Here is a 24,424-nt window from a genome sequence, read left to right as displayed (position 1 = left end):
CAGGTCCGGCGGCGACGGCACCGTGCCAATTGAGAAATACGAATCCGGCGTGGACGCTCCGCGCAGAAGTGTGGACGCGGGGCCAACGACACCCGGGCGCCCGTCCGACAGCCTGATCAGGCACGCGAAAAACGACTGTCAGGAGATTGAGCATGCCTTCGATCAGCATTCGGTCCGGGATCGCGGCGGTGGCGGTGGCCACCGCGACCCTGGCCGGCGGGTCCGTCCTCGTCTCGTCCCCCGCCACCGCCGCCAGCTGGACCTGCAGCGCGAGCTGGGACACGAGGACGTTCAACCTGCCGAACAAGCCCGACGTCAACGCCAAGGCCCGTTCCTGCGTGTACAAGGACGGCAACACGCGCCGTGGCCGGATCGAGATCCGGTGGGACACCAATACGGGGGCCTGGATCGGGAAGCGGTTCGACAAGTTCGTGGTCCAGGCGCGCCTCGAGCGCGACGACCGGGTGATCGCCAGCGCGACGTGCAATCTCACCGATACGCTCAACAACGACAACGAAGGCTCGGAAACCTGCACGACCAGCTACGTGACCAGCAGCGCCCAGGACGGCTGGACCGGCGACGGCAAGGTCACGTACAACATCAACGACGACGGCAAGTCCGACTTCACCTGGAACCTGCACGGCTCGGGCGAGGTCAGGGTCCAGCCCGACGGCACCGAGGTGGGCGACGAGCCCGAGCAGGAGCCGGCGCCCGACCCCGAGGACACCCCCGAGCCCGCCGCCCAGTGACCGGTACGGGGGGCGCCGGCCCGGTGCCCCCCGCACCGCGGCGTTCCGCCGTGACGCCTCGGGCGACCTGATCGCCAAGGGACCGATGATCAAGCCTCGACTATCCTCACGTCGGGGAGCTGGTTCCGCTGGAGGTCGCCGGTGAGTTCTGAAGGTCTTGCGCGAGCCAGGTTCCGCCTTCTCGGACCGGTGGAGCTCCGGACCGAGACCGGACACGTCGTCCTGACCGGCAAGCAGGGGGCGCTGCTGGCGATCCTGCTGCTGAGCGCCAACCGCGTCGTGTCGGTCCAGCGGCTGGCGGAGTCGCTGTGGGGCGAGCCGCTGCCGAACTCCCCTTCCTCCCGCGTCAGGACGCTGGTCTCCGACCTCAGGAAGACGTGCGCCATCGCGGGGGACGGGCTGATCCGTACGCAGCGGCCCGGGTACGTCGTACGGCTGGCGCCCGGCCAGCTCGATCTGGCCAGGTTCCTCGACGGCGTGGCGCGGGCCCGCAAGGCGATGGCCGCGGGTGACCCGGAGACCGCGGTGACCCGCTACGACGAGGCGTTGAGCCTCTGGCACGGGGCGCCGCTGGTGGGGATCGACGGCTCCTTCGTCCAGGCGGAAGTGGCCAGGCTCGAGGAGCTGCGGCTGGAAGCGGTGGAGGAGCGGGGCTCGGCCATGCTCGCGACGGGCAGGCACGCCGAAGCCGTCACCGAGCTCACCGCGGTCGTCGCGGACCATCCCCTGCGCGAGTCGGCGCACGGCCAGCTCATGCTCGCGCTGCACCGGAGCGGCAGGCGCGCCGACGCCCTGGCGGTCTACCGGGGACTGCGCGAACGGATCAGCGAGGAGCTGGGGCTGGAGCCCGAACGCGAGCTGCAACAGCTGCACCAGCGGATCCTCACCGCTGACACCACGCCGGAACCCCGGCCACGCCCGCCGGTCTCGCCGATCCCCCGGCAGTTACCCGCTCCGCCACCGCACTTCGTCGGCCGCGAACGCGAACGCGCCGAGCTGGACCGCCTCGCCCGCGACCGGGCCAGGAGCAGCGTGGCCATCGCCGCCATCAGCGCCACCGGAGGAATGGGGAAGACCTCGCTGGCCCTGCACTGGGCGCACGACCACCTCGACCTCTTCCCCGACGGCCAGCTCTACGTCAACCTCCACGGGTTCGACCCCGGCAGCGATCCCCTGCCGGCCCATGTGGCGCTGCGCCATTTCCTCGGCTCCCTCGGGGTCCCGGCGGCGGCCGTCCCGGCCGGGGAGGAGGCCCAGGCCGGGCTCTACCGGTCGCTGGTCGCCGACCGCCGCCTGCTCGTCGTCCTCGACAACGCCCGCGACGTGGCCCAGGTCGAGCCGCTGCTGCCCGGCAGCCCCGGCTGCGTCGTGGTGATCACCAGCCGCAACCGGCTCCCGGGCCTGAACGCCACCCGCGGCGCGAGCCTGATCGGGCTGGACGCCCTCACGCCCGCCGAGACGCGCCACCTGCTCGGCCGGCACCTGGGCGAATCGAGGATCGGCGCGGATCCCGGCAGCGCGGCCGCCCTCGTGGAGCACAGCGGCGGCCTCCCCCTGGCGATCAGCGTGCTCTCCGCACGCGCGGCCATGCACCCCGACTTCCCCCTGTCGGTCCTCGCCGAGGAGCTGAGCAGCCCCGCCACCCGCCTCGACGCCCTGCAGACCGGCGACTTGAACGCGGACCTACGGGCCGCGTTCAAGTCCTCGTACGAGGCCCTCCACCCCGGCACCGCCCGCCTGTTCGCGCTGCTGGGGCTGGCCCCGTGGCCGGACATCAGCCTGCGGTCGGCCGCCGCGCTCGCCGGCCTGCCCCTCTCCGGCACCAGGGTGTCGCTGCGGCGCCTCGAAGCCGCCAACCTGATCCAGCAGCACCGTCCCGGCCGGTATCGCACGCATGACCTGGTCCGCCTCTACTCCGCCGAACGCGCGCAGTCCGATCTGCCCGATCACGAGCGGACGCAGGCGCTGACCCGCCTGGTCGACGCCTACGTGGTCACCGCGTGCGCCGGAGACCGGCTGCTCAACCCCAACCGTCCCTTCGCCGCGCGGGTCTCCGGCGAGGCAGGGCGGGAGGAGTTCGAGGACGCCGCGTCGGCCTGGGCGTGGTTCGAGGACGAGCAGTCCAGCCTCATCGCCGTACAGCGGCACGCCGAGAAGCTGGGCCTGGACGCGGCCGTCTGGCGGCTGGCGTGGGCCATGGACACCTACCACAAGCGGTGCCAGCACGAGCTGCGCACCCGGTCCTGGGAGACGGCCCTGGCCGCCGCCGAGCGGCTGGGCCGGCCGGGCCCCCGGGCCTTCGCCCATTGGTATCTGGGGTACGCCTACGCGCAGGACTCCCGGGCCGACGAGGGCCTGGAGCACCTGCTGCTCGCGTACAAGCTGTTCGAGCAGGAAGGAGACCTCGCCGGGCAGGCGCACACCAGCCACACCCTCGGGTTCGCCTGGCTGGAGCGAGGCGCGCCCGAGCGCGCGCTCCCGCACGTCGAGAACGCCCTGCGCCTCCAGCGCGAACTCCGGGACCCCCTCTGGGAGGCCAACGCGCTCAGCGCCGCCGGCTGGTGCCACGCCAAGCTCGGCCACTACCCGCAGGCGCGGTCGTACTGCGAGCAGGCTCTGGAGCTGTTCCAGAAGCACGAGGACCTGAACGGCGAATCCGCCACCCTCGACAGCCTCGGCTACATCGCCCACTGGGCGGGGCAACACGATCAGGCGCTCGACCACTACGGCCGAAGTCTCGAACTGCGCGACAAGCTCGGCAACGCCTACCAGGGCGCCGACACCCTCGTCCGCATCGGCGACGTCCACCACGAAACGGGCCGGACCGCCGCCGCCCGCGACGCCTGGCAGCGGGCGCTCGATCTCTACCGCAAGCAGCACCGCACGGCCGAGGCCGGGAACGTTGAGGAGAAGATCAGGCGCCTTGCCGCACCGCCTTCCGCTCCAGCCGGACCCTCAGGTCACGCGGCACCAGCAGACCGCTGAAGTCGGGCACCATCGCCGTCTCCCGCGTCCGCGCCAGGCTCATGCCGCCGACCAGCCAGGCCGTCGCCAGGGTCAGCTGCATCATGCCGAGTTGCGTGCCCACGCACACCCTCGGCCCGGCGCCGAACGGCAGGTAGGTGTGCCTGACGGGCGCGGCGCGGGGCTCCAGCCACCGCTCCGGCACCAGCCGGTCCGGGTCGGACCACCAGCGCGGATCGCGATGCAGGCGATACAGGCTGAACAGCACCTGATCCCCCCTCTTGAGACGCCACCCGTCGAGCTCGGTCTCATGACGTACGGTCCTGCCGATCAGCCAGGTCGGCGGCCACAGCCTGAGCACCTCCTTGACGAACGCCTCGGTGTACGGCAGGTCCCCCATGACCGGCACGTCGCCGGCCGACGCGGCCTCGGCCTCCAGGCGGGCCAGCACGTCGGGCCGGGTGCTGAGCTCGTACACGATCCAGGTGAGCGCGGCGGCCGGGACGCCCAGCGCGGCCAGCATGATCCCGCGCAGGAACCGCTCGATCTGCAGGTCGGACAGCTGCTGATCGCCCGGGGCGAGCAGCACGCCGAGGAGATCCCGGGCGGCGGGTTCGGCGGCCTGCCGGCGGCGGCGCACGATGTCGGTCATGAGGGCCAGGAGCCGCTTGCGGGAGCGGGCGAAGCGCCGCACCTTGCGCGACGGCCACCACGGCGGGAGCTGCAGCGAATCACGCGACAAAGGGTCGATGGCCGCGACGCTCTCGGCCAGCGCCTCCGGCACGCCTTCCGCGTCCGCGCTCAGGCAGAAGTCGGCGGTCGCCCGGCCGAAGAAGTCGGCCATCGTGGCGAGCACGTCGATCTCCCCCTCACCGACGGTCTTGAGGAAGATCTCCCGCAGCCGTTCGGCGTGCGCCTGCGCCACCCTCCTGTGCAGCCCCTGCCAGCCGGCGCGGCGGGTCGTCGTCCACAGCTCGGCGTCGGCCGCCATCCGCTCGGTGTCCGTGCTTCCCGCCAGCGGCGAATTCTCGGCCAGGAAGTCTCTGTTGGTCCTGGTGAGCAACGCATGCACCTGATCCGGTGAGGACACCACGATGGTGCGGGCGTCGAACGAGAAGACGTCCCCGTATTCGCGGTGACACCGTTCCAGGAAGGCGTTCCTGTCCCGGTCATACTCCTCGGTGTTGCCGAACAACCAGTGCCCTCGGGGCCCGGGAGGTCGCTCCGAACCAGCTGCATGCGTCACTCGTCGGCCCTCTTAGTTCCAGAAGTTCCAGTAGGTGTACATGCCTCCCATGCGGACCCGGCCCACGAGGCGGACGGCTGCGTGTCGGATGTGCTTCATGCGTAACCTCCGTAGCGCGACTGTCGTCACTGACCACGATCGATCACGGGGCGCATGATCTCCGCATGAAACCCGCCTGCCCGCCGCCATCGTGATGAGGCTCGTACGAGCCGTCCTCCTGGCTTCGATCAACGGCGGAACAGCACGTCGAGTTCGCCGAAGTCCAGTGAGCCGTCCAGCGCCGTGAGGCCTCCCGTGCCGAGCAGCTCCGCAGTAGTTCAAGCTGTAGCTGTACCAGGCGCCGCAGTGCTTCACGCAGGCGCCGTTGATCGTGCAGGTACGGCCGAAGCACACGCCGCCCTGGATCTTGGCCTGTCGTTGACGACGCTGCGACCAAGTGCGGAAAGCCGTCTGTGTCCAGAATCCGCCACGCCCGGATCTGTCAGGCGGCGTCCAGCGCGGGCCCGTCCTACCGTCTGGGCCGGACGTCACCGGTGGTATCCAGTGCGACAGAGATCGCGCGCCTGACCGGCTGGGCGAAGCCGGATAGGCGGCAGGTCGGCCAGTTAGGCCAGCCACAGGAACTGGTCGGAGACGTGTTGGGGGTGCAGGTGATTGCGGTTCGGGCTGGGTGAAGACGAATCCGGCGTCGACCCATGCCTTGCCCTCGGCCAGGCGTTCCTGTTGCTGCTGTCGATGGGCGGCCCCTCCCCACTGATCCCCAACGCCGTCATCGTCCAGGCTGACGACTGATCCACCGGCAGGAGGACGACTCCGCCGTGTGGTGGCGGCCACCATGATCTTCGTCTCGCGCCCACCTTGGCAGGCGTAACAGCGAAGTCGGAGCGGAAACTTCATGATCAAGAGAGCATTCCCCGGCGCCTTGGCGGCGCTCTGTCTGGCCGCCCTGGTCGTGGCCCCGGCGGACGCGGCGCTGGCCACGACCATCGAGATCAGGCCCGGACACACCGGGACCGTCAAGGAGTCGTACAGCTCGTTCGAATGCCCGGTCAACGAGGTGATGACCGGGCGGGAACACCGCGGGGACGAGAACGGCGACACCACGTACTGGTGCGGTCGGATCTACATCGACAACGAGCAGGCCACGACGGTGCGGTCCCCGCTCTGGGCGAGGATGCCCGAGAGCAATTCCTTCTACACCACCAACGGCAACGCGGCCATCAACTCGCGGGACCACTGGGGTGACGAGAACGGCGACACCACGTATGGGACGGTCATCCTCTTCTGGCAGGGGAAGCCTCTGCGGCTCGTCAACCGGCGCTGGACCACCAAGGAGCCAGAGAGCAACCATTCCTCCTCGGGCGGCGCCCTTGAGGTCATGACCGGCCGGCGGCACGCCGGAGACGAGAACGGCTACACCGCCTACGAGTACGCCACGGTCACCCTCGGCTAATACCGGCCCCTTGACCTGAGAACCTGGATCAGAAGGATTCGACATGCGGAAAAACGCTGCGCCGATCGTCCTGGCGGCCCTCTTGACCACTGGCCTGATCACGCCTGCCGCGGCTTCGGCCTCGGCTGCCGTGGTGGAGGTGCGGTTGACCACCACCTCGACGATGAGGGAATCGGACAGCTTGTTCGTGTGCCCGTCCAATCAGGTGATGATCGGGCGCGAACATCACGGCGACGAGAACGGTTACACGACCTACCGATGCGGCCGGATCTTCATCAACGGCGAACAGGTGACCGTCCTGTCGCTGTACCCCTACTCCGCGGGCGCTCCGAAGTACGAACCCGATTCGTTCTTCACCACCGACGAGGACAAGGCCATCGTCGGTCGTAAGCACATAGGGGACGAGACCGCTTTCACCACGTACTACGCCGGCACGATGTTCTGGAAGGGACAGGTCGTCAAGGTCGGCTCCCGGCGCTGGACCGACCTCATGTACGAGAACGACCACTCTTCCAGGGCGGAGGCTGCGGAGATCATGACCGGCCGATGGCATGGCGGTGACGAGAACGGCATGACCACCTACGAATACGGCACGGTCACGGTCGACGGCTGACGGCGCCTCACCCCGTCCGGTGCCAGAAACTGGTAACGAGGTTCAGGCCCGGTCTTCCAGGCGCTCTCGTGCTGTCTCGACTTGTGTATCTGATGGTGGTCAGAGTGTGATTCCAGAGGTCGATGACGTCGAATTAATGGCGATAAGCGGCGTGTGCCTCATGGCCTCGCCGTACGCTTCACCGTTTACCGGCCTGGCATCAAACTACCTGAATATAGATCGTGAAGGATACCGCCGTGTGATTCCGAAACGACTCAGCTGTTCGGCCTCCTTGGTGCGTCCGCATTCGGAAAGGAGGCCGAGGAGCTGAGCGGCGGCGAATCCGTCGCGGGCATCGATGAGGATATGCAGAATCGGGATGGCTTCCCGCGCCCGCGGTGGTCACCAGGCCGTTGGGGCCGTACCAGGCGTAGGTGGGGTAGTGCTTGCTTCCGTACCGCTTCGACAGCTCGGCCTTCGAGTCCTCGGCGATCACGATGTCGACCACGTCGCTGAGCATCGCGGCCAGCTCGCTGCCCGCCGAGTCGTCTCCGTGGACGATCGCCAGGGAGGTTCCTCCGGCGGCCCGCAGCCGTTTTTATACGCGTGTGATACTCGCCTCCCAGCATCCCTCACGGAAGAGGATCACATGCGCCGACGAATGATCACCCTCGTCATCGTTGCCTTGTGCGCCGTCCCCGCCCTGGCTCCGGCAGGCTCGGCGACCGCCGCCGAAGTGTTCTTCCAGGACACCGGGACTGTGACCGGCTGGAGCAACTACCCGCAGAAGCCCCAGAAGCAAGGCGTGATCCGTACGGTCAGCAGCCCCGTGTACAAGGGGACCACCGCCCTCGAGGCGCAGCAGACGTACCTCGACGAGGGCGGCGGGTACCACTCCGAGACCATCCAGGACCGGACGCAGGCCGTGGGCCAGGACCGCTACTACGGACAGGCCATCTACCTGCCGCCGACCTGGCAGTTCCACAACCAGAACGTCACCTTCCAGCAGTGGTCGCCGGAGGATCCGGAAGGGCCCTGGGAGCTGATGTTCGTCCAGAACGACGAACTCCGGATCGGCGGCTCGGGCAGCTTCGCGGCCACACTCGCCAAGATCACGAACCTTCGTGGCACGTGGATCAGGATCGTCACCCGCCTGAAGTTCCACAGCACCGCGGGAGCCTTCGAGGTCTGGGTCAACGGGCGGAAGGTGTGGAGCCGGACCGGCGTCACCGTGCTGCCCAAGACGTCGCAGACGATCCGCTGGTCGTCGGGCATCTACTGCACCGCCTGGCGGAACGGGACGCCCGCCGGCCCGCGCGTACTGTCGATCTACCATGACCACGCCCGGATCGCCTCCTCCTACTCCTTGGCAGAGCCCGCCAACTGGTGACACACCGGCGGCTGCCAGGCTGCATGCGGGTGATCTCGGCGAGTATCTCGTCCGCGTATCCGCGCCCCCGGAACTCCGGGACCACCCCGAGATACCCGACATTCACGCTGTACGGCGTCGCCGAGGGGATCGCCATGCCTGCCACGTCGCCCTCATCCGACGCCTCGGCGAACCGCAGCGCCCCCGCCGCCGGCGCCCACCCACGCGGTCACCTGGTCGAGCTCCGGGGGGAGGATCGCGCGGCAGGAAATCACCGGAAGAGGCTAGCGATCCTTTTATCCCCTATGTCCGATCCTGCCGGAGCTCACGATCTGGAGCGATCCACGGTGAAGAGCCGGGGAATCGGGGGTTACGCGATCTTGACGGCCAGATCACCGGCATGCCTAACATGTATGTAGGCGGCGTCCCCCTCGGCCGTCGTGGTCCGCCCGTAGCGCCGGAAGGACGCGTTCATGCAGGAACCACCCAGCTCCGAACCCTGGAGGCAGTGGCACAGCGGACTTGAGCTCGACCGGTCATGGCCGTCACCCGCGCGCGGGATAGAGGTCAACAGAGCGGAGCTCAAGAAGCGCTCGGCGCGAATCGCGACGGACGACCTCAGCTCGCAGCCACCCATCAGCGACGGAATGTATTCGCCGTTGTCCGGGGACTGCACGCCGGGCGCGGCCTTCGGGCACTACGTCTGGGAGGTCGTCTGGGGTGCGTACAGCGGCCACTCCGTCACGAAAATCGATCTGGACGGCGCATGGGCATCCGCAGACAGGATGCAGGAGGCGCTCGATCGGAAATTCGAGAACCTCAGAGAGCAGCTAGAGACATTCTTCCGGTCTTACGCCGGCTTCGGCCAGCTCGTGTACGCCGCCGCCCTGAACTACGACGCGGCCGAGGGAATCTTCAACCGCCAAATGGGCAAGCTGCGGAACGTTGTCAACGGGCAGCAGGATCCGGGCCGTTCCCGGCCTCCCTCTGATATCGAGCCGTGGCGCGAGGAGGACGTCTCGACCAACAGCGCGGCCGGCGTCAGGAAATTCTTCGAGCGGAGTCGTCCGCGGATTCTCCTGGACCTCGGCGTGGTGTGTCAGAACTCCGCCAATTGGATGGCCGATTTCGCGGCCACCATCGAGGGGCACTCGGAGGCGCTGGCCAAGATATGGGGCAGCCAGGCGGCGGAGCTGTGCCAGCAGGCGCTCAGGAAGCTGCACGGCACCGCGAAGACGCTCGCCTACGACGCGGGCCGGACGGGCGACGTGCTGCTCTCGTTCGGCGAGTTCTACTGGCGGTACAAGGAGAACTGCGCCAATGCCGTCGGCGACTTCGAGGTCGATGACCTGTGGGAGTGGGCCGGCGGTGAGGACAACGAGGACGACGAGCGCGCCCGCCAGTATCTGCGCGAGTTCAACCAGCAGATGGGGGTCTGGTACAATCTGATCCCCGCGGACGCCGAGATGCTGCTGCCTCAGATCGAGTACGTCGAAACCCTTGACCCCGAGGAGTCGGGGATCGAGGTCCTCAAGAAGCAATTGCGGGAACCCTATCCGTACGTAGAGTAGCGGGCCATCCCGCTCATTGGTCGAGGTCACGGCCGGGCGAGCGGCCATCAGGAGCCCGGCCGCGGCCAGTGCCAGCCAGCCCAGACCGGCGATCATGGCTGACAGCGAGGTCAACAGCAGCGGGCTGCTGGTTCCCGCCGCGGTCGACCGTTCCACCGGCTACCGCTGGTACGGCGTGGCCGAGCTGTCACGGCTCGAACGCATCCGCGGGCTGCAGCGCCTCGGCCTGCCGCTGCGCCGGATCGCCGAGCTGCTGGACGCTCCCGAGACACAGGTGCGGCAGGCGCTGACCGAGATTCGTGGCGGGCATCAGGCGTGACATCGCCACGCTGGCCGCGACCGCGGTTCACGCCGAGGGCCACCTCGCCGTGCCGATGTCGATCCTGCCTCAGCAGACCGCGGTGGACGCGCGTCACCTCCGCGTCCGCCGCATGCGCGTCAACCATCCCGCCGAACTGGCGGCCGTCTGCCCGGCGCCACCGGCTGCCCTGCTGACCTGGCTTCGCGGGCGGGCCGACGGGCGGGTTCGCCGCCGCGGTGACCACCGACGCCATCGTCCTCGAGGTAACCGTGGACCAACGGCAGTGCACCCGCGCCGCTTGACCGTTCCTCGCTGGACGTCAGGCAACACCTGTGCCCGGCGCAGGCGGGACCCTGCGGGCAGAGGCCGCGAGCCGGTCGGCGAGCGCGGCGACAAGGCCCCGGAGCTCGTCCGGTCGCTCGATGACGAACGGCCGGTCGAGCGACGCGAGCACCGGAGGCAACCAGTCGAGCCGCTCGGCTCGCAACTCGACGCGGAGCCAGCCCTCGGCCTCGGGATCGGCGCCCCCCGCGGACGTGGGCTCCTCCACAGTCGCAACACCGGCGGGAAGCCGGGCGCGGATCTGCTCGACCGTCCCCTGGATGCGCAGGACCACTTCATACCGGTACGGAGCCTTGGCAAGCCCTGACAGAACGCGCTGCGCCGGATCAAGCCCGGCAGGCGGCTCGAACGAACCCGGCAGGGCCCTCGCATCTGCGATGCGATCCAGCCGGAAGGTCCGATCGTCGCCGATCTCGGGATCCGCACCCGTGACGTACCACCGGCCCGAGTGGGCCACGAGCCCGTACGGATGCAGCGTGCGCTCGCTGCGCCGGCCGTCGGCGGCGGTGTACCTGATCGAGATCGGCCGGTGATGGCGCACGGCGTCGGCGATGGAGAGCAGGACCGCGATCTCCGGGGTGGCGAACTCGCCGGGCGGAGCCGTGAAGGCGAGGGATTCGAGCACGGTGTCGAGCCTGCGGGCGAGCCGCTCGGGCAGGACCCGCCGGATCTTGGCCGCCGCCGTCTCACTCGCCGTGCCCGTCGCCGTCATCAACCCTGACCGGCGGCCGGCGACCAGGCCGAGCAGCACGGCGAGCGCTTCGTCGTCACTCAGCATGAGCGGAGGCATGCGGTATCCGGGGGCGAGCCGGTATCCGCCGTAGCGGCCGCGCACCGACTCGACAGGCACGTCGAGGTCGATCAGGTGGTCCACGTACCGCCGCACGGTGCGCTCGTCGACGCCGAGCCGGTCGGCGAGCTCGGCCATCGTCCGGATGCCGCCCGACTGCAGGAGCTCCAACAGCGTGAGGACGCGATGAGTAGGTCGAGCCACGTCACACAGCCTTAGCGAGAATACTGGGCGGTTTCTGTCCAGAATCCGCCCTAGTATGCCACCGGACAACAGCCCCCACGAACAGGGAAATCACCATGGACTTCGTATCGATCCGCATCATCACGGGCGACATCGCACGCCTCGTCGGCTTCTACGAGCGAGCCACGGGACTGCGGGCCAGTTGGTCCGGCGCGGACTTCGCGGAGCTCAGAACCGCCTCCGCCACCCTCGCGATCGGCAGCACCCGCACCGTCCCGCTCTTCGCGCCTGACGCTGCCCGTCCCGCCGACAACCGCACCGTGATCATCGAGTTCCTCGTCGACGACGTGGACGGCGTGCATCAGAACGTGGTCGGCTTCGTCGAGGACCTCGTCAACGAGCCCACGACGATGCCGTGGGGCAACCGGTCGCTCCTGCTGCGTGACCCCGACGGCAACCTCGTCAACTTCTTCACCCCTGTCACCCCGGCCGCCATCGAGAAGTTCGCTCGCTGACGGCAACGCGGCCAGCGGGGGTCGCCTCTGGCGCGAACTGCGGCTCTGGCCCCACAGCGGGATGATTGCGCCGGTGAAGGCGGAAGCGCTGTGGCAGTCAGGCGGACGCCGAGAGGCGGATCACCTCGACCTGGCCGTCCAGAAGAACCGGGCCGGCGGCGTACGGGACCAGCAGCGTGTCTCCCCGCCGGAGCGACAGGTCGTCCTTGTCGCCGATCAGCCTGCCCTCCCCGGCCACCACCACCAGCACGCTGAAGCCACGTTCCAGGCGTTCGCCGCCATGCAAACGGCGAACGGCGAAGAACTTGTCCGCGGCCTCGGGCAGCAGTCGCGCTGGAGTACCGCGGAGTTCGTCGAGGCGTGACGGCGTCCAGGCGCCGCGGTCGACGCACTGCAGAGCCAGGTCGTAGCCGAGGCCGAGGTGGCCGCCGGCGAGGCCGAAGCCCTCGTACTCCAGCAGCACCGAGAAGTCGGTCGGCTCCTGGACCTCGACCAGCAGGATGCCGTCGCCGATCGCGTGCGGAAGCCCGGCCGGGCAGAGGATCGCGTCGCCGGCCGCGACCGGGATTTTGTTGGTGGCGGCGAGCATCGCCTCAGTTTTCTGCCCGTCCACCCAGCCGGCCAGCTCGGCGGCCTCCACGTCACGGGCAAAACCCAGATGGACGTACGCGCCGGGCCGCGCGGAGACGATCACCCATGCCTCGGTCTTCCCGTACGGCGAGGCGAGGTGCGCGGTGGCGAAGCGGCGGTCGGGGTGCACGTGCAACGGCAGCCGCTGGCCGGCGTCGAGCAGCTTCACCAGCACGCCGGTGTCGGCGCGTTCCGGGCCGAGCCACCAGCGCGGATCCGCGGCGATCGCCTCGGCCAGCACGCGGCCGTCGGCCAGGGTGGACAGCCCGGATGGGGCGAGCCCGAACCTGGAGGTCACCGAGCCCACCCAGTCCTCCGGGCGGTCGGGCAGCCCGGGCACGTTGCGGAACTCGGCGATCCGGCCGGCGCCGCGATAGAACGTCTCGGGCTGGTTGGCAGGCAGTACCTCGACGGTCATCGATGTCCCTTCAGGGCCAGCTCGGCGAGGAAGCCGCCGACGAACGTGTCGCCGAGCCCGACGGTGGTGGGATTCTGGACGTCGAGTGCGAAGCCGGGGACACAGTCGACACTCGCCCCCATGCGCGAGCGCAGCGCCGCCGCGAAGGCGACGGACTCGGGCCGCCGGGCCAGTCGGCGCACCCGCTCGACGTCCTCCTCGCTGAATTCGTCGCCGTGGCAGTAGCGGGTGGCGGCCATGACCGTGCCGGTGTCGAGGGCGTCGGCGTAAGCGCCTGCGCCGAGCGCCGCGGCCCAGTACTTCGTGTGCAGCACCAGCGTCGGCACCGGGATGAGCGCGTGCACCGCCGTGAGCGCCTCCGCGACGTCCTCGGCCGAGAGCAGGTCGACCGGGCGCCCGATGTACGACTGCAGCTCGTCCTCGTTCAGTCCGTACACGTCGATCTTGTCGAGCAGCGCGTCCCGGACCCGGCGGCTGAAGGCGGGCTCGTGGTATGCCGCGTCCTCGAAGTAGGCGACCGCCCCGTACGGCAGCTGCCGCATGTGCTCTTTCAGGGAGGCGAGCCTCTCGTCGAGCTCCGCCTGGTCGCGCATGGCGTTGAATCCGGAGATCAGAAAGATGTCCGCTTTCCGCAACCGGTCGCCGAGATCGCCGGTGAGCAGCATGGCAGCGTTCGCCGGGTCGTTGACGTAGATCAGGCGGTTCGGGAACGGCGCGACGATGTCGATGTCGCCCGCCCGGACCCGCAGGCCCTTGTCGTACTGGACGATCAGGTGTGGATGGAAGGTGTCCCCGACACCGCTGTTGATGTACTCGCAGTCCGCCGGCAGCAGCCGGCGGAAGGTGTCGTTGACGCTGACCAGGTGCAGCGTGGACGGCACGCCGAGCCGGCTCATCACGATCCCGGCCCGCACCGAGGTGCCGCCCAGAGTTTCCCGATGTGGGAACCGGTCCGCGAAGGTCGACAGCGCCGGGGCGGAGGCGACGAAGTGTTCACCGCCACCGCCCCGGGCCACGTACCCCAGGATCGACACCACGAGGTCCCGCTCGCTGGTCACCGTGGCCGGCGACGTCAGTTCCGCGGCCACGATGCCGTACTCGGCGACAAGCTGTTCCAGGACACTGGTGGTCAGCTTCAACTCGTAGTCGACGCAACCGCCGAGGCCCAGGATTGTTCGGGACGCGTCGGCCATGTCAGTAGAGCGAGCCCTTACCGGCGGCGCCGAACAGCTCGATCTTCTGGGCGGCGACCACCTTCATGGCCTCGAGGCAGGCGGGCTGGATGGCGTTCGGCTCGCGCACCTTCCGGTCGTTGCCCAGCACCTCGCGCATCTTGTCGTGGTAGGCGACCTTGATATCGGTGGAGATGTTGATCTTGTTGATGCCGATGCGCGCCGCCTCGCGGATCTCGTCATCCGGGTTGCCGGAGCCGCCGTGCAGCACCAGGGGGATCTGCACCCGGCTCTTGATCTCCTTGAGCAGGTCGAGCTTCAGCTCCGGCTTGAGGTGGGCCGGGTAGAGGCCGTGGAACGTCCCGATCGCGACGGCGAGGCTGTCCACGCCGGTCTGCTCGACGAACGTGACCGCGTCGTCAGGGTCGGTGTAGATGATCTCGGCGGCGCCCGCCTCGGCGTAGCTGTCGTTCCCGCCGATCGTGCCGAGCTCGCCCTCCACCGACACGCCGAGAACGTGCGCCGAGTCGGTGACCTTCTTGGTGATCGCGATGTTCTCCTCGAACGGCTTCAGCGACCCGTCGATCATCACGGAGGTGAAGCCGTACTGGATCGCCTGCAGGATCTGCTCATAGGTGGCGCCGTGGTCCCAGTGGATCGCGATCGGGACGCTCGAGTTGTGCGACCGCTCGACGATGCCGGTGATCATCTCGCGGCCGATGTGCCGAACCTCGTCCGGGTGGATCCCGACGATCAGGGGTGCGTTCGTCTCCTCGCTGATCTCGACGATCCCCTTGAACATCGCCCAGTCGCTGATGTTGAAGGCGGGCACGGCGAAGCTGTGTTCGTTGGCGACATCCAGGATCGCCTTGCCGGTCGTCAGCATTTGTGCGTTTTCTCCTTTTGGGTGCTGGGTGTGTCAGGCCTTGACGGCGCCGGCGGTGAGCCCGCCGATGAACCGTCGCTGGAACAGGAGGAAGAGGAGGAGGACCGGAATGGACCCGAGGATGCTCATGGCCATCATCTGGTTCCACTCGTACGAGTGCTGGCCCATGAGCATCTGGATGCCGATCGGCACGGTGCGCATGTCGTCGGTACGGGTCAGAGTGAGCGCGAACAGGTACTCGTTCCACGAGATCATGAACGTGTACACGCCGACCGCGATCAGACCGGGCACCGAGATCGGTACCAGGATCCGCCACAGCGCGGTCCAGTTGGTGCCGCCGTCGACCTTGACGGACTCGTCCAGCTCTCGTGGCAGCGTGTTCAGGTACGCGGTGATCATGATGATCGCGTACGGGAGGGTGAACACCATGTGCGTGAGGATCAGGCCGGGATAGGTGTTGTACAGCCCGAGCCCGACGACGAGCCCGAAGTACGGAATGACGAGCGTGATCGGCGGCACGGCCTGGACGCTGACGATCACGGCGTTGATGGTCTTCTGGAACGGGAACGTGAAGCGGCTGAAGGCGAACCCCGCCAGGACGGCCACCAGCAGCGTCAGGATGGTCACCGCGAAGGCGACGATGTAGCTGTTGAGGAAGTACCGCAGCTGGGCACCGTCGCCGAGGATCTCCCAGTAGGCGTCGAACGAGAAGCTGCCGGTGATGAGTTTCGGCGGATTCTGGAAGACTTCCCCGTTGCTCTTGAACGAGGTGGACAGCAGCCACAGGACCGGCAGGCCGGCGAACAGCCCGCCGATGACGAGGCCGGTGATGACGCCGGCCTTGGCGAGGGTGCGACGGGTCTTGATGGTGGTGGCCATGCGTCTCACCGCTCCCTTTGCTGGCGTACGTAGAAGAAGGCCAGGATCATCGTCAGCAGCAGCACGATCACGGCGGCGGCGGACGCGGTCGCGAACTCGTACTCGCTGAAGGCCTGCTTGTAGGTGTAGGTGCTGAGCATCTCGGTGGCGTTCAGCGGCCCGCCTCCGGTCGTCATCCAGATCAGGGCGAACTGCTGGGACGTCCAGATCAGGTCGAGCACTCCCATGCTGATGATCACCGGTCGCAGTTGGGGCAGCGTCACGTGCAGGAACCGCTGGAACCAGTTCGTCCCGTCCATCGCGGCCGCTTCGTACAGGTCGTTGGGGATGCCCTGCAGCGCGGCGAGCAGGCTGATCATGAAGAACGGGTAGCCGGACCAGATGTTGACGAACGTGATCGCCCAGAGCGCCTTGCCCGGGTCGCCGAGCCAGTTCACGCCCTCCTGGATGAGCCCCAGCGTGTGCAGGACGTAGTTGACCACGCCGGACGGGTCGAGCAGCAGCCGCCAGATGACGGCGATCACCGCGATCGTGAACAGCCAGGGCAGGATGTAGACGATCCGGAAAACGGCCTTGGCGACCCCGCCCAGCAACTGGGTGTTGAGCATCATCGCGAACGCCAGGCCGAGGACCAGGTGGGCCACGGTGCTGACCGTGATGAAGATGGCGGTGTTCTGCAGCGCCGCCAGGAAGTCCGGGTCGGCGAGCACCTTGGTGTAGTTGGCGAACCCGGCGAACACCGGGTTCTCCTGGACGATCACGTTGTCCTGGAACGAGTAGCCGATCACCATGACGATGGGGACCACCATCAGGACCACGATCAGAAGCACCGTGGGGGACAGATAGCCGTACGGGATCAGGCGCCTTGCCAGGGAGCGGGTCCGGCCGGGTGTGACCCGTTCCTCGGTGGGCGCCGCCGTCTTCGGTGCCATCACGGATGTCATCGCTTTCTCCTTGATCGCGCGCCGCACCTGGGGACCGGCACGGCGCCCGGGCGGGCTACCCGATCACCGAGGACCAGGACTCCTGCGACTTGGCGAGGGCGTCGTCGACACTCGTCTTGCCGGTCAGCACGAGCTGGAGCTGCTCGTCGAAGCTGCGCATCAGGTCCTCGGACTTGGGCAGGCCGACGAACTCGTTGGCGGGGTAGCCCTGCTGGTAGATGTCGAAAGCGGTCTTGAACAGCGGGTCGCTGTTGCTGAAGTCGGGCTGGGCGTGCTTGTTACCCGGGAAGCCGTTCGCGATCGTGCTCAGCTTCGCGTTGGTCTCCTTGCTGAGCAGGTAGGACACGAACTTGAACGCCTCGGCCTTGTGCTCGGTGGAGTCGGAGATGCCGATACCCCAGGACGCGTACGGGAGGCCGCGCTTGCCGGTGTAGCCGTCCTCGGCCGGAATGGCCGCCACCTCGAACTTCAGATCCGGCTTGTTCTTCTTGATCAGGTTGATGTGCGCGAGCGAGTCGATCATCATGCCGACCTGGCCGTTGGTGAACTTCTCGACCTTGTCCTGTTCTTTCATGGTGAGCGAGCCGGGGGCGATGACGCCCGCGTCGTTCAGGCTCTTCACGTACTCGACCACGTTCTTGACCGGCGCGCCGGTCAGGTTGGGCTTGCCGTTGGCCAGCATGCTGCCGCCGGACGCCCAGAGCCAGGACATGACGTCGTTCTGGATGCCGTTGGGGACGGCGGTGTCGAGCGGGAGCGCCCAGCCCTTCACGTCGCTGCCGGTTGCGCTGATCTTCTTGGCCGCGTCGAGGAACTCGGTGCGCGTGGTGGGCACCTTGGCGACGCCGGCCTTGGTGAGCAGGTCCTTGTTGACGAAGAGCGGGTAGACGAAGTTGACCACCGGGATCATGTAGGTCTTGCCCTTGATCTGCACCTGACTGGCGAGCTGGCCGGCGTCGTACTTCGCGTCGGCCATCAGCTTGGACAGATCGGTTATCGCGCCCTGCTTGGCGAAGTCGTTGACCCAGGCGCCGTCGAGGCCCACCACGTCGGGCAACGTCTTCGACGCGGCGCCGGTGATCAGCTGCTGCTTCGTCGAAGCGTACGGCGCGCTCAGCAGCTTGATCTTGATGTTCGGATTCTGTGCGGTGAAATCGTTAACAATCTTGTCAAACTCCCCGGCCGGCAGCTCGGCCCCCCACCACTGCGCGAACTCCAGCGTCACGCTGCCGTCCGAGGCGGTGTCGCCCGAGGCGCCCGAGCCACACGCCGCCACGAGCGCGACCGTCGCAACCGCTGTCGCCGCCCCTATCACTTGCCTCACCCGGGTTGCACCAACCGCCATGACGGGCTCCTTCTACATCGAGATCTTTCCGTCCTCTGCCGAGTTGCCGTCACGTTAGCAGCGTGTTACGGACGTGGACAAGAGAAGAACAGCAGAAAACTGCGAAGTACGGCATAATGTGGAGCCATGAAGCAAGATCCGGCGCCCCATCGCCGTCCTCTGATCTGTGAATTTCCCCGCCGCTACCGGCCTTCGCCTGGCCCTGCCCACCCTTGCGGCTCTTGGCAGCTCTATGCGGCAATATGCCCAGCGGGCACGGACTTGTGGAATACTGCCGCACTGACAAGGGGGAACCAGTGAGCGTTGACAGGGACGAGCGGCAGCGCCACCTACCCGCCGGGCGCAAAGCTCAGCTGGCCGCGTACGTGGCCGACACCGGCCAGGTCACGGTGAGCGAGCTCGCCGAGCGCTTCGGCGTCTCCATCGACACCGTGCGACGCGATCTCGATCAGCTGGCCGCCGAGGGCATCCTCGTGCGTACATACGGCGGCGCTGTCAGCCTGTCCACGGTCTCCCGCACCGACCGCGCCGTCGACCAGCGGCTTGCCGTGCAGGAGCAGGAGAAGGAGAAGATCGGGGCCCTGGCCGCGACACTGGTCGACGACGGCTCGACCATCATGATCAACGGCGGGACGACCACCCTTGCGCTCGCCCGCAGCCTGGGCCAGCACCGCGACCTCACGGTGGCGACGAACAATCTGCTGGTGCCGAGCGCGCTCCCGCCTACGGCCATCCGCGACATCTACGTCTTCGGCGGCGCGGTGCGCGCGCTCACCCTCGCCACGATCGGCCCGGTCAGCTTCCGCGCCAACACCGGCGCCGAGCTGGACATCAGCTGCGATCTGGCGCTGATCGGCGTCGGCGCGGTCGCCGCCGACGCCGGCTACACGACGAGCAACCTCGCCGAGGCCGCGATGATGCAGGAGATGATCTCCCGTGCGGCCCGCGTGGCGATCCTCGTCGACTCCTCCAAGTTCGGCCGCCGCCTGTTCGCCCAGGTGTCGGAACTAGGCGCCGCCGACTACCTGATCACCGACACCGCACCGCCACCCGACCTGCGGGACGCCCTCAAGGCGAGCGGCGTGGAGGTGCTCACCCCCGCGACCAAGCCCTAGCGCTTGTCAGGGCCTCACCGGACGTCAACCCGACCGGACAGGCCACCCCGGTGCCGGCGATGTGGATCAATCTGTCGGCGAGCCAGTCTGGATTCGCCGGCGCAGCCCCAACCCGCCACAGTGCGCTCAGAGAACCGTGGAATCAGGCGCCTGACGAACAGGGACGCAACCGGGGAGCGGCCTTCGGGATAGAGGGGGTACATCAAGCACCCTGGACCCGGAGGAACCGATCATGAAGCGACACACCGCCCCGTGGCTACGGCCAGAGTGGTGAGTCGGCCTACGGAGAAGCTCGGCGATGCAGAACTTGTCGCCGCCTCTTCGGAAGACCCTGAGGCATTCGGCGAACTGTTCCACCGTCACGCGCCGCGACTTCACGCCTACATCAAGCGTCGCCTTGGACGCACTCTCGCCGATGACATCGTGGCGGAAGCGTTCGCCACCGCGTTCCGGCAGCGGGGACGGTTCGACGGGCGATCAGAATTCGCCGCATGGCTATGGGGCATCGCCAGCAATTTGATCGCCAAGCACCATCGGCAGGAAACCCGCATGTTCAGGGCGTTCGCCCGAACAGGCGTGGACCCGGCCGAGGACGGCATCGCCGAGCTGGTCAGCGATCGCATGGCCGCCGCGGCGCAGGGCCCTCATCTGGCGAAGGCCCTCGCGGCACTGAGCTCCCAGGATCGCAGCGCCATTTTGTTGCTGGCCTGGGGCCAGCTGTCATACGCCGAGATCGCGGCGGTTCTGAATCTGCCCCTCGGCACCGTCAAGGCCAAGATTCACCGGGCTCGGACGAAACTCCGCAAAGCCCTCCTGGGGGAGAACAACGATGGATGAACTCGACGCACTGCGGCAGATGCGGACGGCACTGGCCCAGGAGGAGGGCCCGGACCAGCTCGCCCTGCGTGCCAACTGGCGCTCTGATCCTCCGCCACGCTCCCGCCGCAGCTTCAGAGTTTCGACGGTGAGCATGATGGCGACGGCCGCCCTGGTCGCGGCGACCCTGGCCGCCATCTCTCTGACCTCGGGTCGGGACCAGCCGGTCCGTTTCGGCGAGAACGGGAGCCCTCAGGCACCGGGCAACGCACTGCTGGTGGCCGCCGCCAATGTGCAGAAGGGGCCGACCGGCACGTACTGGCACACCACCCGGATCGCCGGGAAGATCTACGCGGTCGGCGAGAACGTGGCGGACCACTACAAGATCGAGTCGAGGATGCAGTACGACGACTGGACCGACCAGCGCGGCAAGGCGTGCATCGCCGTCCAGGACTTGCCTGCCCGCCCGTGGACCGCCCGCGACAGGCAGAAATGGCGGAAGGCGGGAGCTCCCATGAAGGTGCAGGTCGCGACTGCTGATGGGCCGGGCACCCTGTTCCTGGAGACTCCGAAAAGGAAGCAAGCGTGCCGCAGGGTGGACGATCGACGATTCTTCGGCATGACACCGCAACAGCTGGCTGCGCTGCCGACCCAGCCCGAACAGTTGGAGAACGCGCTGCTGGATCTCAAGGGCAATTGGGAAGCGTATGCTCCGAAAGTCACACGGCAGCCGATGCGGGCTCTGCAAGGTGAGAAGCGTGTTCGGGCGCTGAGTGATGTGGCGGGCACCTTGCTGGCCGAGGCGCTCGTCCCGCCGGCGGTGCGGGCGGCCGCGTTCCGGATGCTCGCCACCCTGCCCGGCGTCAAGGTCGAGAGCAGGACGACCGACCCGCTGGGCCGTCCTGGAGTGGTGATTTCCCTGCCGTTGGAGACGACCATTCCCCTCGGCCTCTCCACCGCACCCAAGCAGCTCGGTAACTACCGACGCCAGTGGATCATCGACCCTGACAACGGAACACTGCTGGCCATGCGGGATCTCGTGGCGACGCCGCCGCGCGGCTCCCGCGATCTCCCCCCGGGAGACGACGGCAAGCCTCGCCGCCTGACGACCGAGAGCCAGCCTGACCGTTTTCACGAGCCTGGCGAGGTATCCGAGTACGAGACGTACGAGGTCGCCGAATGGACCGACGAGGCGCCGAGCTGACATATCCGCGCCTCGGTCAGCCTGGGTCGCGCCTTCCTTCAGGGCGGTCGGACTCCAGCAGCGTGGCCCAGACCTGTGCCGGCGCCTTGTCGGCGAACCGTACGCGCATTGATGTCCCTTCCGTCGTTGAGTTCTGCCGTCTCGGGTCCTTCGTGGCGGTGGTCAAGCGCGTAGGCGGTGCTGGCGGGCGGCCTTCATCCGGTAGTGAAGATTGTCGTCGCGCTCACTTGCTCTGCTCAGAGCTTGCATGCATCGCTGATGATCAGCTCGCCGGTTCGGACTGACCCCGCGACGTACGTTCGCCCTTCGCGGTGACGCAGACGCGGTAGCAGCGCCCGCAGATCACGGGCGCGCTCCTTCACGATTCGCAGCTGACGATCGTTCAGCACGCCCCTCGTCGAAGACCGCCTTGTTCACTCACCAACGGGCGCGACGAACTGATTTAATCCTCAAGCCGATCTCTAGGGGGGCTGTGGCGTGACGGAGCCGAAGGGTCCGAGCATGGGGCGTAGGGCGCTGTGGAGCACCGCCGCAGGGCTGGCGGGTGCCGCCATGATCGCGAAGACCCCGTATGCGGCAGCGGAGACGACACCGCTGGACTGGTTCAATGTCAAGGACTACGGGGCGATCGGCAACGGGGCCGATGACGACACCCCGAAGGTCCAGGCCGCGATCGATGCAGCGGTGGCCGCTGGAGGCGGCACCGTGTACTTCCCCGCGGGGGCGTACGCGGTCACCCCGACGGCCGGCGGCCCGGCCTTGTCCATCGGCGGCAACGGAATCCGACTGGCCGGGGCGAGCAGCAAGGCCTCCACGCTGGTCAAGAAGGCGAACGGCATCCTGTTGCGTATGTCCGGAGCCCCTACCGACACGAGCGGGTCGGAACATCGGCGCTACTGTTCGATCGAAAACCTCGGGTTCAACGGCAACGGCAAGACCGGGTTGCTGCTCGAGCTTTACTACAATGACAACTCCTACTTCCGTGATGTTTTCATGTCGAGCAACAACGACCTGTGCATCGACGCCGTCGAGTTCTGGGACTCCAGGTTCTACAATCTGGTGATCGAGGAGAGCACCGGCACCGCGAACAGCACTACTCAGCCCAACGTGTGGCTTCGAAACTCCTCTGCCACGGCCGGCTGGGGATACAGTGCCGACAACGTCAACCAGATCCATTTCATCGGATGCCGCATGGAGGCCTTCGGCACCGGGGCCTTGTGGATCACCCAGGGCACCGCGAAGAACAATAATCCCAATGGGATCTATCTGACGGACTGCAAATTCGAAACCTCCAGGATGCAGGGCGGCCCGCACCTGAAGGTCGACGCGTCCTGCAGGCATATCTATGCGTCCAATATCTATGCTTACGCGGGTGGTTTTGCCTCCGGGTATTCCACTGCCCAGAACATCATCGCCTGGGCGGGAAGCGCCAGCGCCCTGGAGAACGTGCTGATCGCCAACGGTCCGTCGGCGGCGACGGTCAACTCCGGGATCGATCTCTACTCCGGCTCCGGCTCGACCGCCGTCCTGCGTAACGTCGTGGGGCGTTACTCCACAAAGCCGACTGGCAGTCACATTTACTACGAAGCCTCAAGCACCGGCGATTTCCGGGTGGAGAACTGCAACGCGAACATCGGAGGACAGTCCGGCGGTGCCATCCCAACCAAGAACCAGCCGAACCCGCCGCTGCGGATGGTCGCAGGCCCGGTCAGCGACGCATCGTTCACGCACACCCCGGTCGATGGGACACTTGCGGTCGACTCGACCAACAGACGCCTCTACGTACGAGTAAACGGCAAGTGGTTGTCGACGGCGCTGAGTTAGCGGTGGCCGGTCGGGATCCTGCGGCCGAAGAGGCGCCCCACGGGTCACCTGACGGCGGACGGGACGATGTCGATGGCCTCGATCGAGACGGCGGGGCGGAAGGTAAGGAAGGGACGCTCGTCGGTGTCATTCAAGTCGGTCGTGACGACCCGCTCGGGCGAAGATCCCGGACGCACGACCCGGCCACCGGTGATGGCGAGGTAGCCGCTGAAGTTTCGCCGGGTGAAGCGGCGCTCACTTCCGGTCAGGGCGTCGATCGCGATGAGGGGGCTCTCGTCGTCGGGCTCCGGGTAGACGATGAGTTCCCGGTCGGACGTCCAGACGGAGTGCGCCCCGGGTAGGGCGACCCGATCCTCGTGAACGCCGATCACCTTGCCGGAAAGGTCCAGGACGACGGTGGTGATGACGTCGTCCAGCGTCAGATAGGTAGCGGCGAGGAGTCGCCCGTCCGGGGACCAGCTGATGGCGTCTTCCTGCCAGTAGCCCTCGGCCGACCAGAGCGGCTGCCGGGCGCCGGTGACGGTCTCGATCAGCACGATGCCGGCGATCTCGTCGCCCACGCCGGGGATTCCGGGTCCGTTCGACAGGTCTGCCAGGACGGCGATCCGGCTGCCGTCCGGTGAGAGCGCCGCCCGCACGAAACCGTCCGAGACGAACTCCTGCCGCGCTCCGGAGGCGAGCGCGTGCAGCACCACCCGCATGGGTCCGGCGCCGTCGTCCTGCCGCGACAGGAACACCAGCCGGGTCCCGTCGGACGACAGCGACACCGTATTGCGGGAGAGGTGGGCCGGGAGCCCCGGGACGGTCACGAACTCGTCGCTGTCGGCGTCCAGCACGAGCACGGCGTCCCGATCGAGGCCATGAGCCACGACGACCATCCGAGCCGCCCGCACCGGCCGTGAAGCCAACGCGTCGAATGCGATCTCCCATGACCGGTGGACGACCACCGTACCTCCCAAGAGCGGTCCGAACCGCAGCATAGTCGACGATCACGGAACGTGGTGATTCCAGATCTGCCGCAAACCGATCTTCATGGTGTACGTTCCCGCTGCGGATCTTTATGTCCCATTTATCCGAGGTGAACGCATGCGGCGTCTCTGCGTAATCATGGTGGGC

22 protein-coding genes are annotated in these 24,424 nt (G+C 67.6%); 13 read left to right on the top strand and 9 right to left on the bottom strand.

Going from position 1 to position 24,424, the window contains the following annotated elements:
• Positions 1 to 152 precede the first annotated feature (152 nt).
• Entirely contained in the window at positions 153 to 749 is a 597-nt protein-coding gene (locus tag HD596_RS16130) for a hypothetical protein (protein WP_185070026.1), read from the top strand.
• A 189-nt stretch (positions 750 to 938) separates the two neighbouring features.
• Positions 939 to 3,734: an AfsR/SARP family transcriptional regulator gene (locus HD596_RS16125; RefSeq protein WP_185070025.1), complete on the top strand. Its 2,796-nt coding sequence runs from the start codon at positions 939 to 941 to the stop codon at positions 3,732 to 3,734.
• Here HD596_RS16125 and HD596_RS16120 read toward each other — a convergent pair.
• The gene (locus HD596_RS16120) at positions 3,664 to 4,959 is read right to left on the bottom strand and encodes a cytochrome P450 (RefSeq protein ID WP_185070024.1); all 1,296 of its coding nucleotides are present in this window, start codon (positions 4,957 to 4,959) and stop codon (positions 3,664 to 3,666) included. The genes HD596_RS16125 and HD596_RS16120 overlap by 71 nt on opposite strands.
• 654 nt (positions 4,960 to 5,613) lie before the next feature.
• Between HD596_RS16120 and HD596_RS16115 the strand changes: the two genes are divergently transcribed.
• The 6 genes from HD596_RS16115 to HD596_RS16090 all read left to right on the top strand — a co-directional run bounded on the left by HD596_RS16115 (position 5,614) and on the right by HD596_RS16090 (position 10,263).
• A complete protein-coding gene (locus HD596_RS16115) occupies positions 5,614 to 5,751 on the top strand; it encodes a hypothetical protein (RefSeq protein WP_185070023.1) in 138 nt (45 codons plus the stop codon).
• A 103-nt stretch (positions 5,752 to 5,854) separates the two neighbouring features.
• The gene (locus HD596_RS16110) at positions 5,855 to 6,412 is read left to right on the top strand and encodes a hypothetical protein (protein WP_185070022.1); all 558 of its coding nucleotides are present in this window, start codon (positions 5,855 to 5,857) and stop codon (positions 6,410 to 6,412) included.
• A gap of 43 nt (positions 6,413 to 6,455) precedes the next feature.
• Positions 6,456 to 7,025, top strand: a complete 570-nt coding sequence (locus tag HD596_RS16105; RefSeq protein ID WP_185070021.1) for a hypothetical protein — start codon at positions 6,456 to 6,458, stop codon at positions 7,023 to 7,025.
• Positions 7,026 to 7,653: 628 nt separating this feature from the next.
• Positions 7,654 to 8,394, top strand: coding sequence for a polysaccharide lyase family 20 protein (locus tag HD596_RS16100; protein WP_185070020.1), 741 nt, complete (start codon positions 7,654 to 7,656; stop codon positions 8,392 to 8,394).
• A gap of 452 nt (positions 8,395 to 8,846) precedes the next feature.
• Complete coding sequence (locus HD596_RS16095; RefSeq protein WP_185070019.1) at positions 8,847 to 9,944, top strand: hypothetical protein; 1,098 nt, start codon at positions 8,847 to 8,849, stop codon at positions 9,942 to 9,944.
• A gap of 94 nt (positions 9,945 to 10,038) precedes the next feature.
• Entirely contained in the window at positions 10,039 to 10,263 is a 225-nt protein-coding gene (locus HD596_RS16090; RefSeq protein ID WP_185070018.1) for a MerR family transcriptional regulator, read from the top strand.
• A 301-nt stretch (positions 10,264 to 10,564) separates the two neighbouring features.
• On the opposite strand, the gene HD596_RS16085 is transcribed toward HD596_RS16090, so the two are convergent.
• Positions 10,565 to 11,581 carry a helix-turn-helix transcriptional regulator gene (locus tag HD596_RS16085; protein ID WP_185070017.1) on the bottom strand — a complete coding sequence of 339 codons (1,017 nt, stop codon included), beginning with the start codon at positions 11,579 to 11,581 and terminating at the stop codon, positions 10,565 to 10,567.
• Positions 11,582 to 11,676: 95 nt separating this feature from the next.
• On the opposite strand from HD596_RS16085, the gene HD596_RS16080 reads away from it, so the two are divergent.
• The gene (locus HD596_RS16080) at positions 11,677 to 12,075 is read left to right on the top strand and encodes a VOC family protein (RefSeq protein ID WP_185070016.1); all 399 of its coding nucleotides are present in this window, start codon (positions 11,677 to 11,679) and stop codon (positions 12,073 to 12,075) included.
• A 97-nt stretch (positions 12,076 to 12,172) separates the two neighbouring features.
• Here HD596_RS16080 and HD596_RS16075 read toward each other — a convergent pair whose 3' ends face one another.
• The 6 genes from HD596_RS16075 to HD596_RS16050 are packed head-to-tail and all read right to left on the bottom strand — an operon-like array spanning position 12,173 to position 18,328.
• Positions 12,173 to 13,123 carry a class I mannose-6-phosphate isomerase gene (locus HD596_RS16075; protein ID WP_185070015.1) on the bottom strand — a complete coding sequence of 317 codons (951 nt, stop codon included), beginning with the start codon at positions 13,121 to 13,123 and terminating at the stop codon, positions 12,173 to 12,175.
• The gene (locus tag HD596_RS16070; protein WP_185070014.1) at positions 13,120 to 14,316 is read right to left on the bottom strand and encodes an ADP-dependent glucokinase/phosphofructokinase; all 1,197 of its coding nucleotides are present in this window, start codon (positions 14,314 to 14,316) and stop codon (positions 13,120 to 13,122) included. Before HD596_RS16070 ends, HD596_RS16075 begins: the two co-directional genes overlap by 4 nt.
• Position 14,317: 1 nt before the next feature.
• Complete coding sequence (locus HD596_RS16065; protein WP_185070013.1) at positions 14,318 to 15,181, bottom strand: ketose-bisphosphate aldolase; 864 nt, start codon at positions 15,179 to 15,181, stop codon at positions 14,318 to 14,320.
• A 33-nt stretch (positions 15,182 to 15,214) separates the two neighbouring features.
• Positions 15,215 to 16,060, bottom strand: a complete 846-nt coding sequence (locus tag HD596_RS16060) for a carbohydrate ABC transporter permease (protein WP_185070012.1) — start codon at positions 16,058 to 16,060, stop codon at positions 15,215 to 15,217.
• A 5-nt stretch (positions 16,061 to 16,065) separates the two neighbouring features.
• Positions 16,066 to 17,004, bottom strand: coding sequence for a carbohydrate ABC transporter permease (locus HD596_RS16055; RefSeq protein WP_221519349.1), 939 nt, complete (start codon positions 17,002 to 17,004; stop codon positions 16,066 to 16,068).
• A gap of 55 nt (positions 17,005 to 17,059) precedes the next feature.
• Positions 17,060 to 18,328, bottom strand: coding sequence for an ABC transporter substrate-binding protein (locus tag HD596_RS16050; protein ID WP_221519348.1), 1,269 nt, complete (start codon positions 18,326 to 18,328; stop codon positions 17,060 to 17,062).
• Between the two features lie 317 nt (positions 18,329 to 18,645).
• Between HD596_RS16050 and HD596_RS16045 the strand changes: the two genes are divergently transcribed.
• The 4 genes from HD596_RS16045 (at position 18,646) to HD596_RS16030 (ending at position 23,308) form a co-directional block, all read left to right on the top strand.
• Complete coding sequence (locus HD596_RS16045; protein ID WP_221519347.1) at positions 18,646 to 19,464, top strand: DeoR/GlpR family DNA-binding transcription regulator; 819 nt, start codon at positions 18,646 to 18,648, stop codon at positions 19,462 to 19,464.
• Positions 19,465 to 19,734: 270 nt separating this feature from the next.
• Positions 19,735 to 20,301 (top strand): RNA polymerase sigma factor, encoded by a 567-nt coding sequence (locus HD596_RS16040; protein WP_313044219.1) that lies wholly within the window; start codon positions 19,735 to 19,737, stop codon positions 20,299 to 20,301.
• Positions 20,294 to 21,484: a CU044_5270 family protein gene (locus HD596_RS16035; RefSeq protein WP_185070011.1), complete on the top strand. Its 1,191-nt coding sequence runs from the start codon at positions 20,294 to 20,296 to the stop codon at positions 21,482 to 21,484. Before HD596_RS16040 ends, HD596_RS16035 begins: the two co-directional genes overlap by 8 nt.
• Positions 21,485 to 22,036: 552 nt before the next feature.
• Complete coding sequence (locus HD596_RS16030) at positions 22,037 to 23,308, top strand: glycosyl hydrolase family 28-related protein (RefSeq protein ID WP_185070010.1); 1,272 nt, start codon at positions 22,037 to 22,039, stop codon at positions 23,306 to 23,308.
• Between the two features lie 44 nt (positions 23,309 to 23,352).
• Here HD596_RS16030 and HD596_RS16025 read toward each other — a convergent pair whose 3' ends face one another.
• Complete coding sequence (locus HD596_RS16025; protein ID WP_185070009.1) at positions 23,353 to 24,177, bottom strand: TolB-like translocation protein; 825 nt, start codon at positions 24,175 to 24,177, stop codon at positions 23,353 to 23,355.
• Positions 24,178 to 24,424 lie beyond the last annotated feature (247 nt).

The organism is Nonomuraea jabiensis, from assembly GCF_014204795.1.
GTDB lineage: Bacteria > Actinomycetota > Actinomycetes > Streptosporangiales > Streptosporangiaceae > Nonomuraea > Nonomuraea jabiensis.
This window is presented reverse-complemented; position numbering and strand designations above follow the sequence as displayed.

Coding starts and splice junctions, on each gene's coding strand:
- HD596_RS16110 (WP_185070022.1), top strand. CDS start 5,855: ATGATCAAGAGAGCATTCCCCGGCGCCTTGGCGGCGCTCTGTCTGGCC.
- HD596_RS16090 (WP_185070018.1), top strand. CDS start 10,039: ATGGCTGACAGCGAGGTCAACAGCAGCGGGCTGCTGGTTCCCGCCGCG.
- HD596_RS16100 (WP_185070020.1), top strand. CDS start 7,654: ATGCGCCGACGAATGATCACCCTCGTCATCGTTGCCTTGTGCGCCGTC.
- HD596_RS16075 (WP_185070015.1), bottom strand. CDS start 13,123: ATGACCGTCGAGGTACTGCCTGCCAACCAGCCCGAGACGTTCTATCGC.
- HD596_RS16105 (WP_185070021.1), top strand. CDS start 6,456: ATGCGGAAAAACGCTGCGCCGATCGTCCTGGCGGCCCTCTTGACCACT.
- HD596_RS16095 (WP_185070019.1), top strand. CDS start 8,847: ATGCAGGAACCACCCAGCTCCGAACCCTGGAGGCAGTGGCACAGCGGA.
- HD596_RS16080 (WP_185070016.1), top strand. CDS start 11,677: ATGGACTTCGTATCGATCCGCATCATCACGGGCGACATCGCACGCCTC.
- HD596_RS16130 (WP_185070026.1), top strand. CDS start 153: ATGCCTTCGATCAGCATTCGGTCCGGGATCGCGGCGGTGGCGGTGGCC.
- HD596_RS16035 (WP_185070011.1), top strand. CDS start 20,294: ATGGATGAACTCGACGCACTGCGGCAGATGCGGACGGCACTGGCCCAG.
- HD596_RS16065 (WP_185070013.1), bottom strand. CDS start 15,181: ATGCTGACGACCGGCAAGGCGATCCTGGATGTCGCCAACGAACACAGC.
- HD596_RS16030 (WP_185070010.1), top strand. CDS start 22,037: ATGATCGCGAAGACCCCGTATGCGGCAGCGGAGACGACACCGCTGGAC.
- HD596_RS16055 (WP_221519349.1), bottom strand. CDS start 17,004: ATGACATCCGTGATGGCACCGAAGACGGCGGCGCCCACCGAGGAACGG.
- HD596_RS16070 (WP_185070014.1), bottom strand. CDS start 14,316: ATGGCCGACGCGTCCCGAACAATCCTGGGCCTCGGCGGTTGCGTCGAC.
- HD596_RS16060 (WP_185070012.1), bottom strand. CDS start 16,060: ATGGCCACCACCATCAAGACCCGTCGCACCCTCGCCAAGGCCGGCGTC.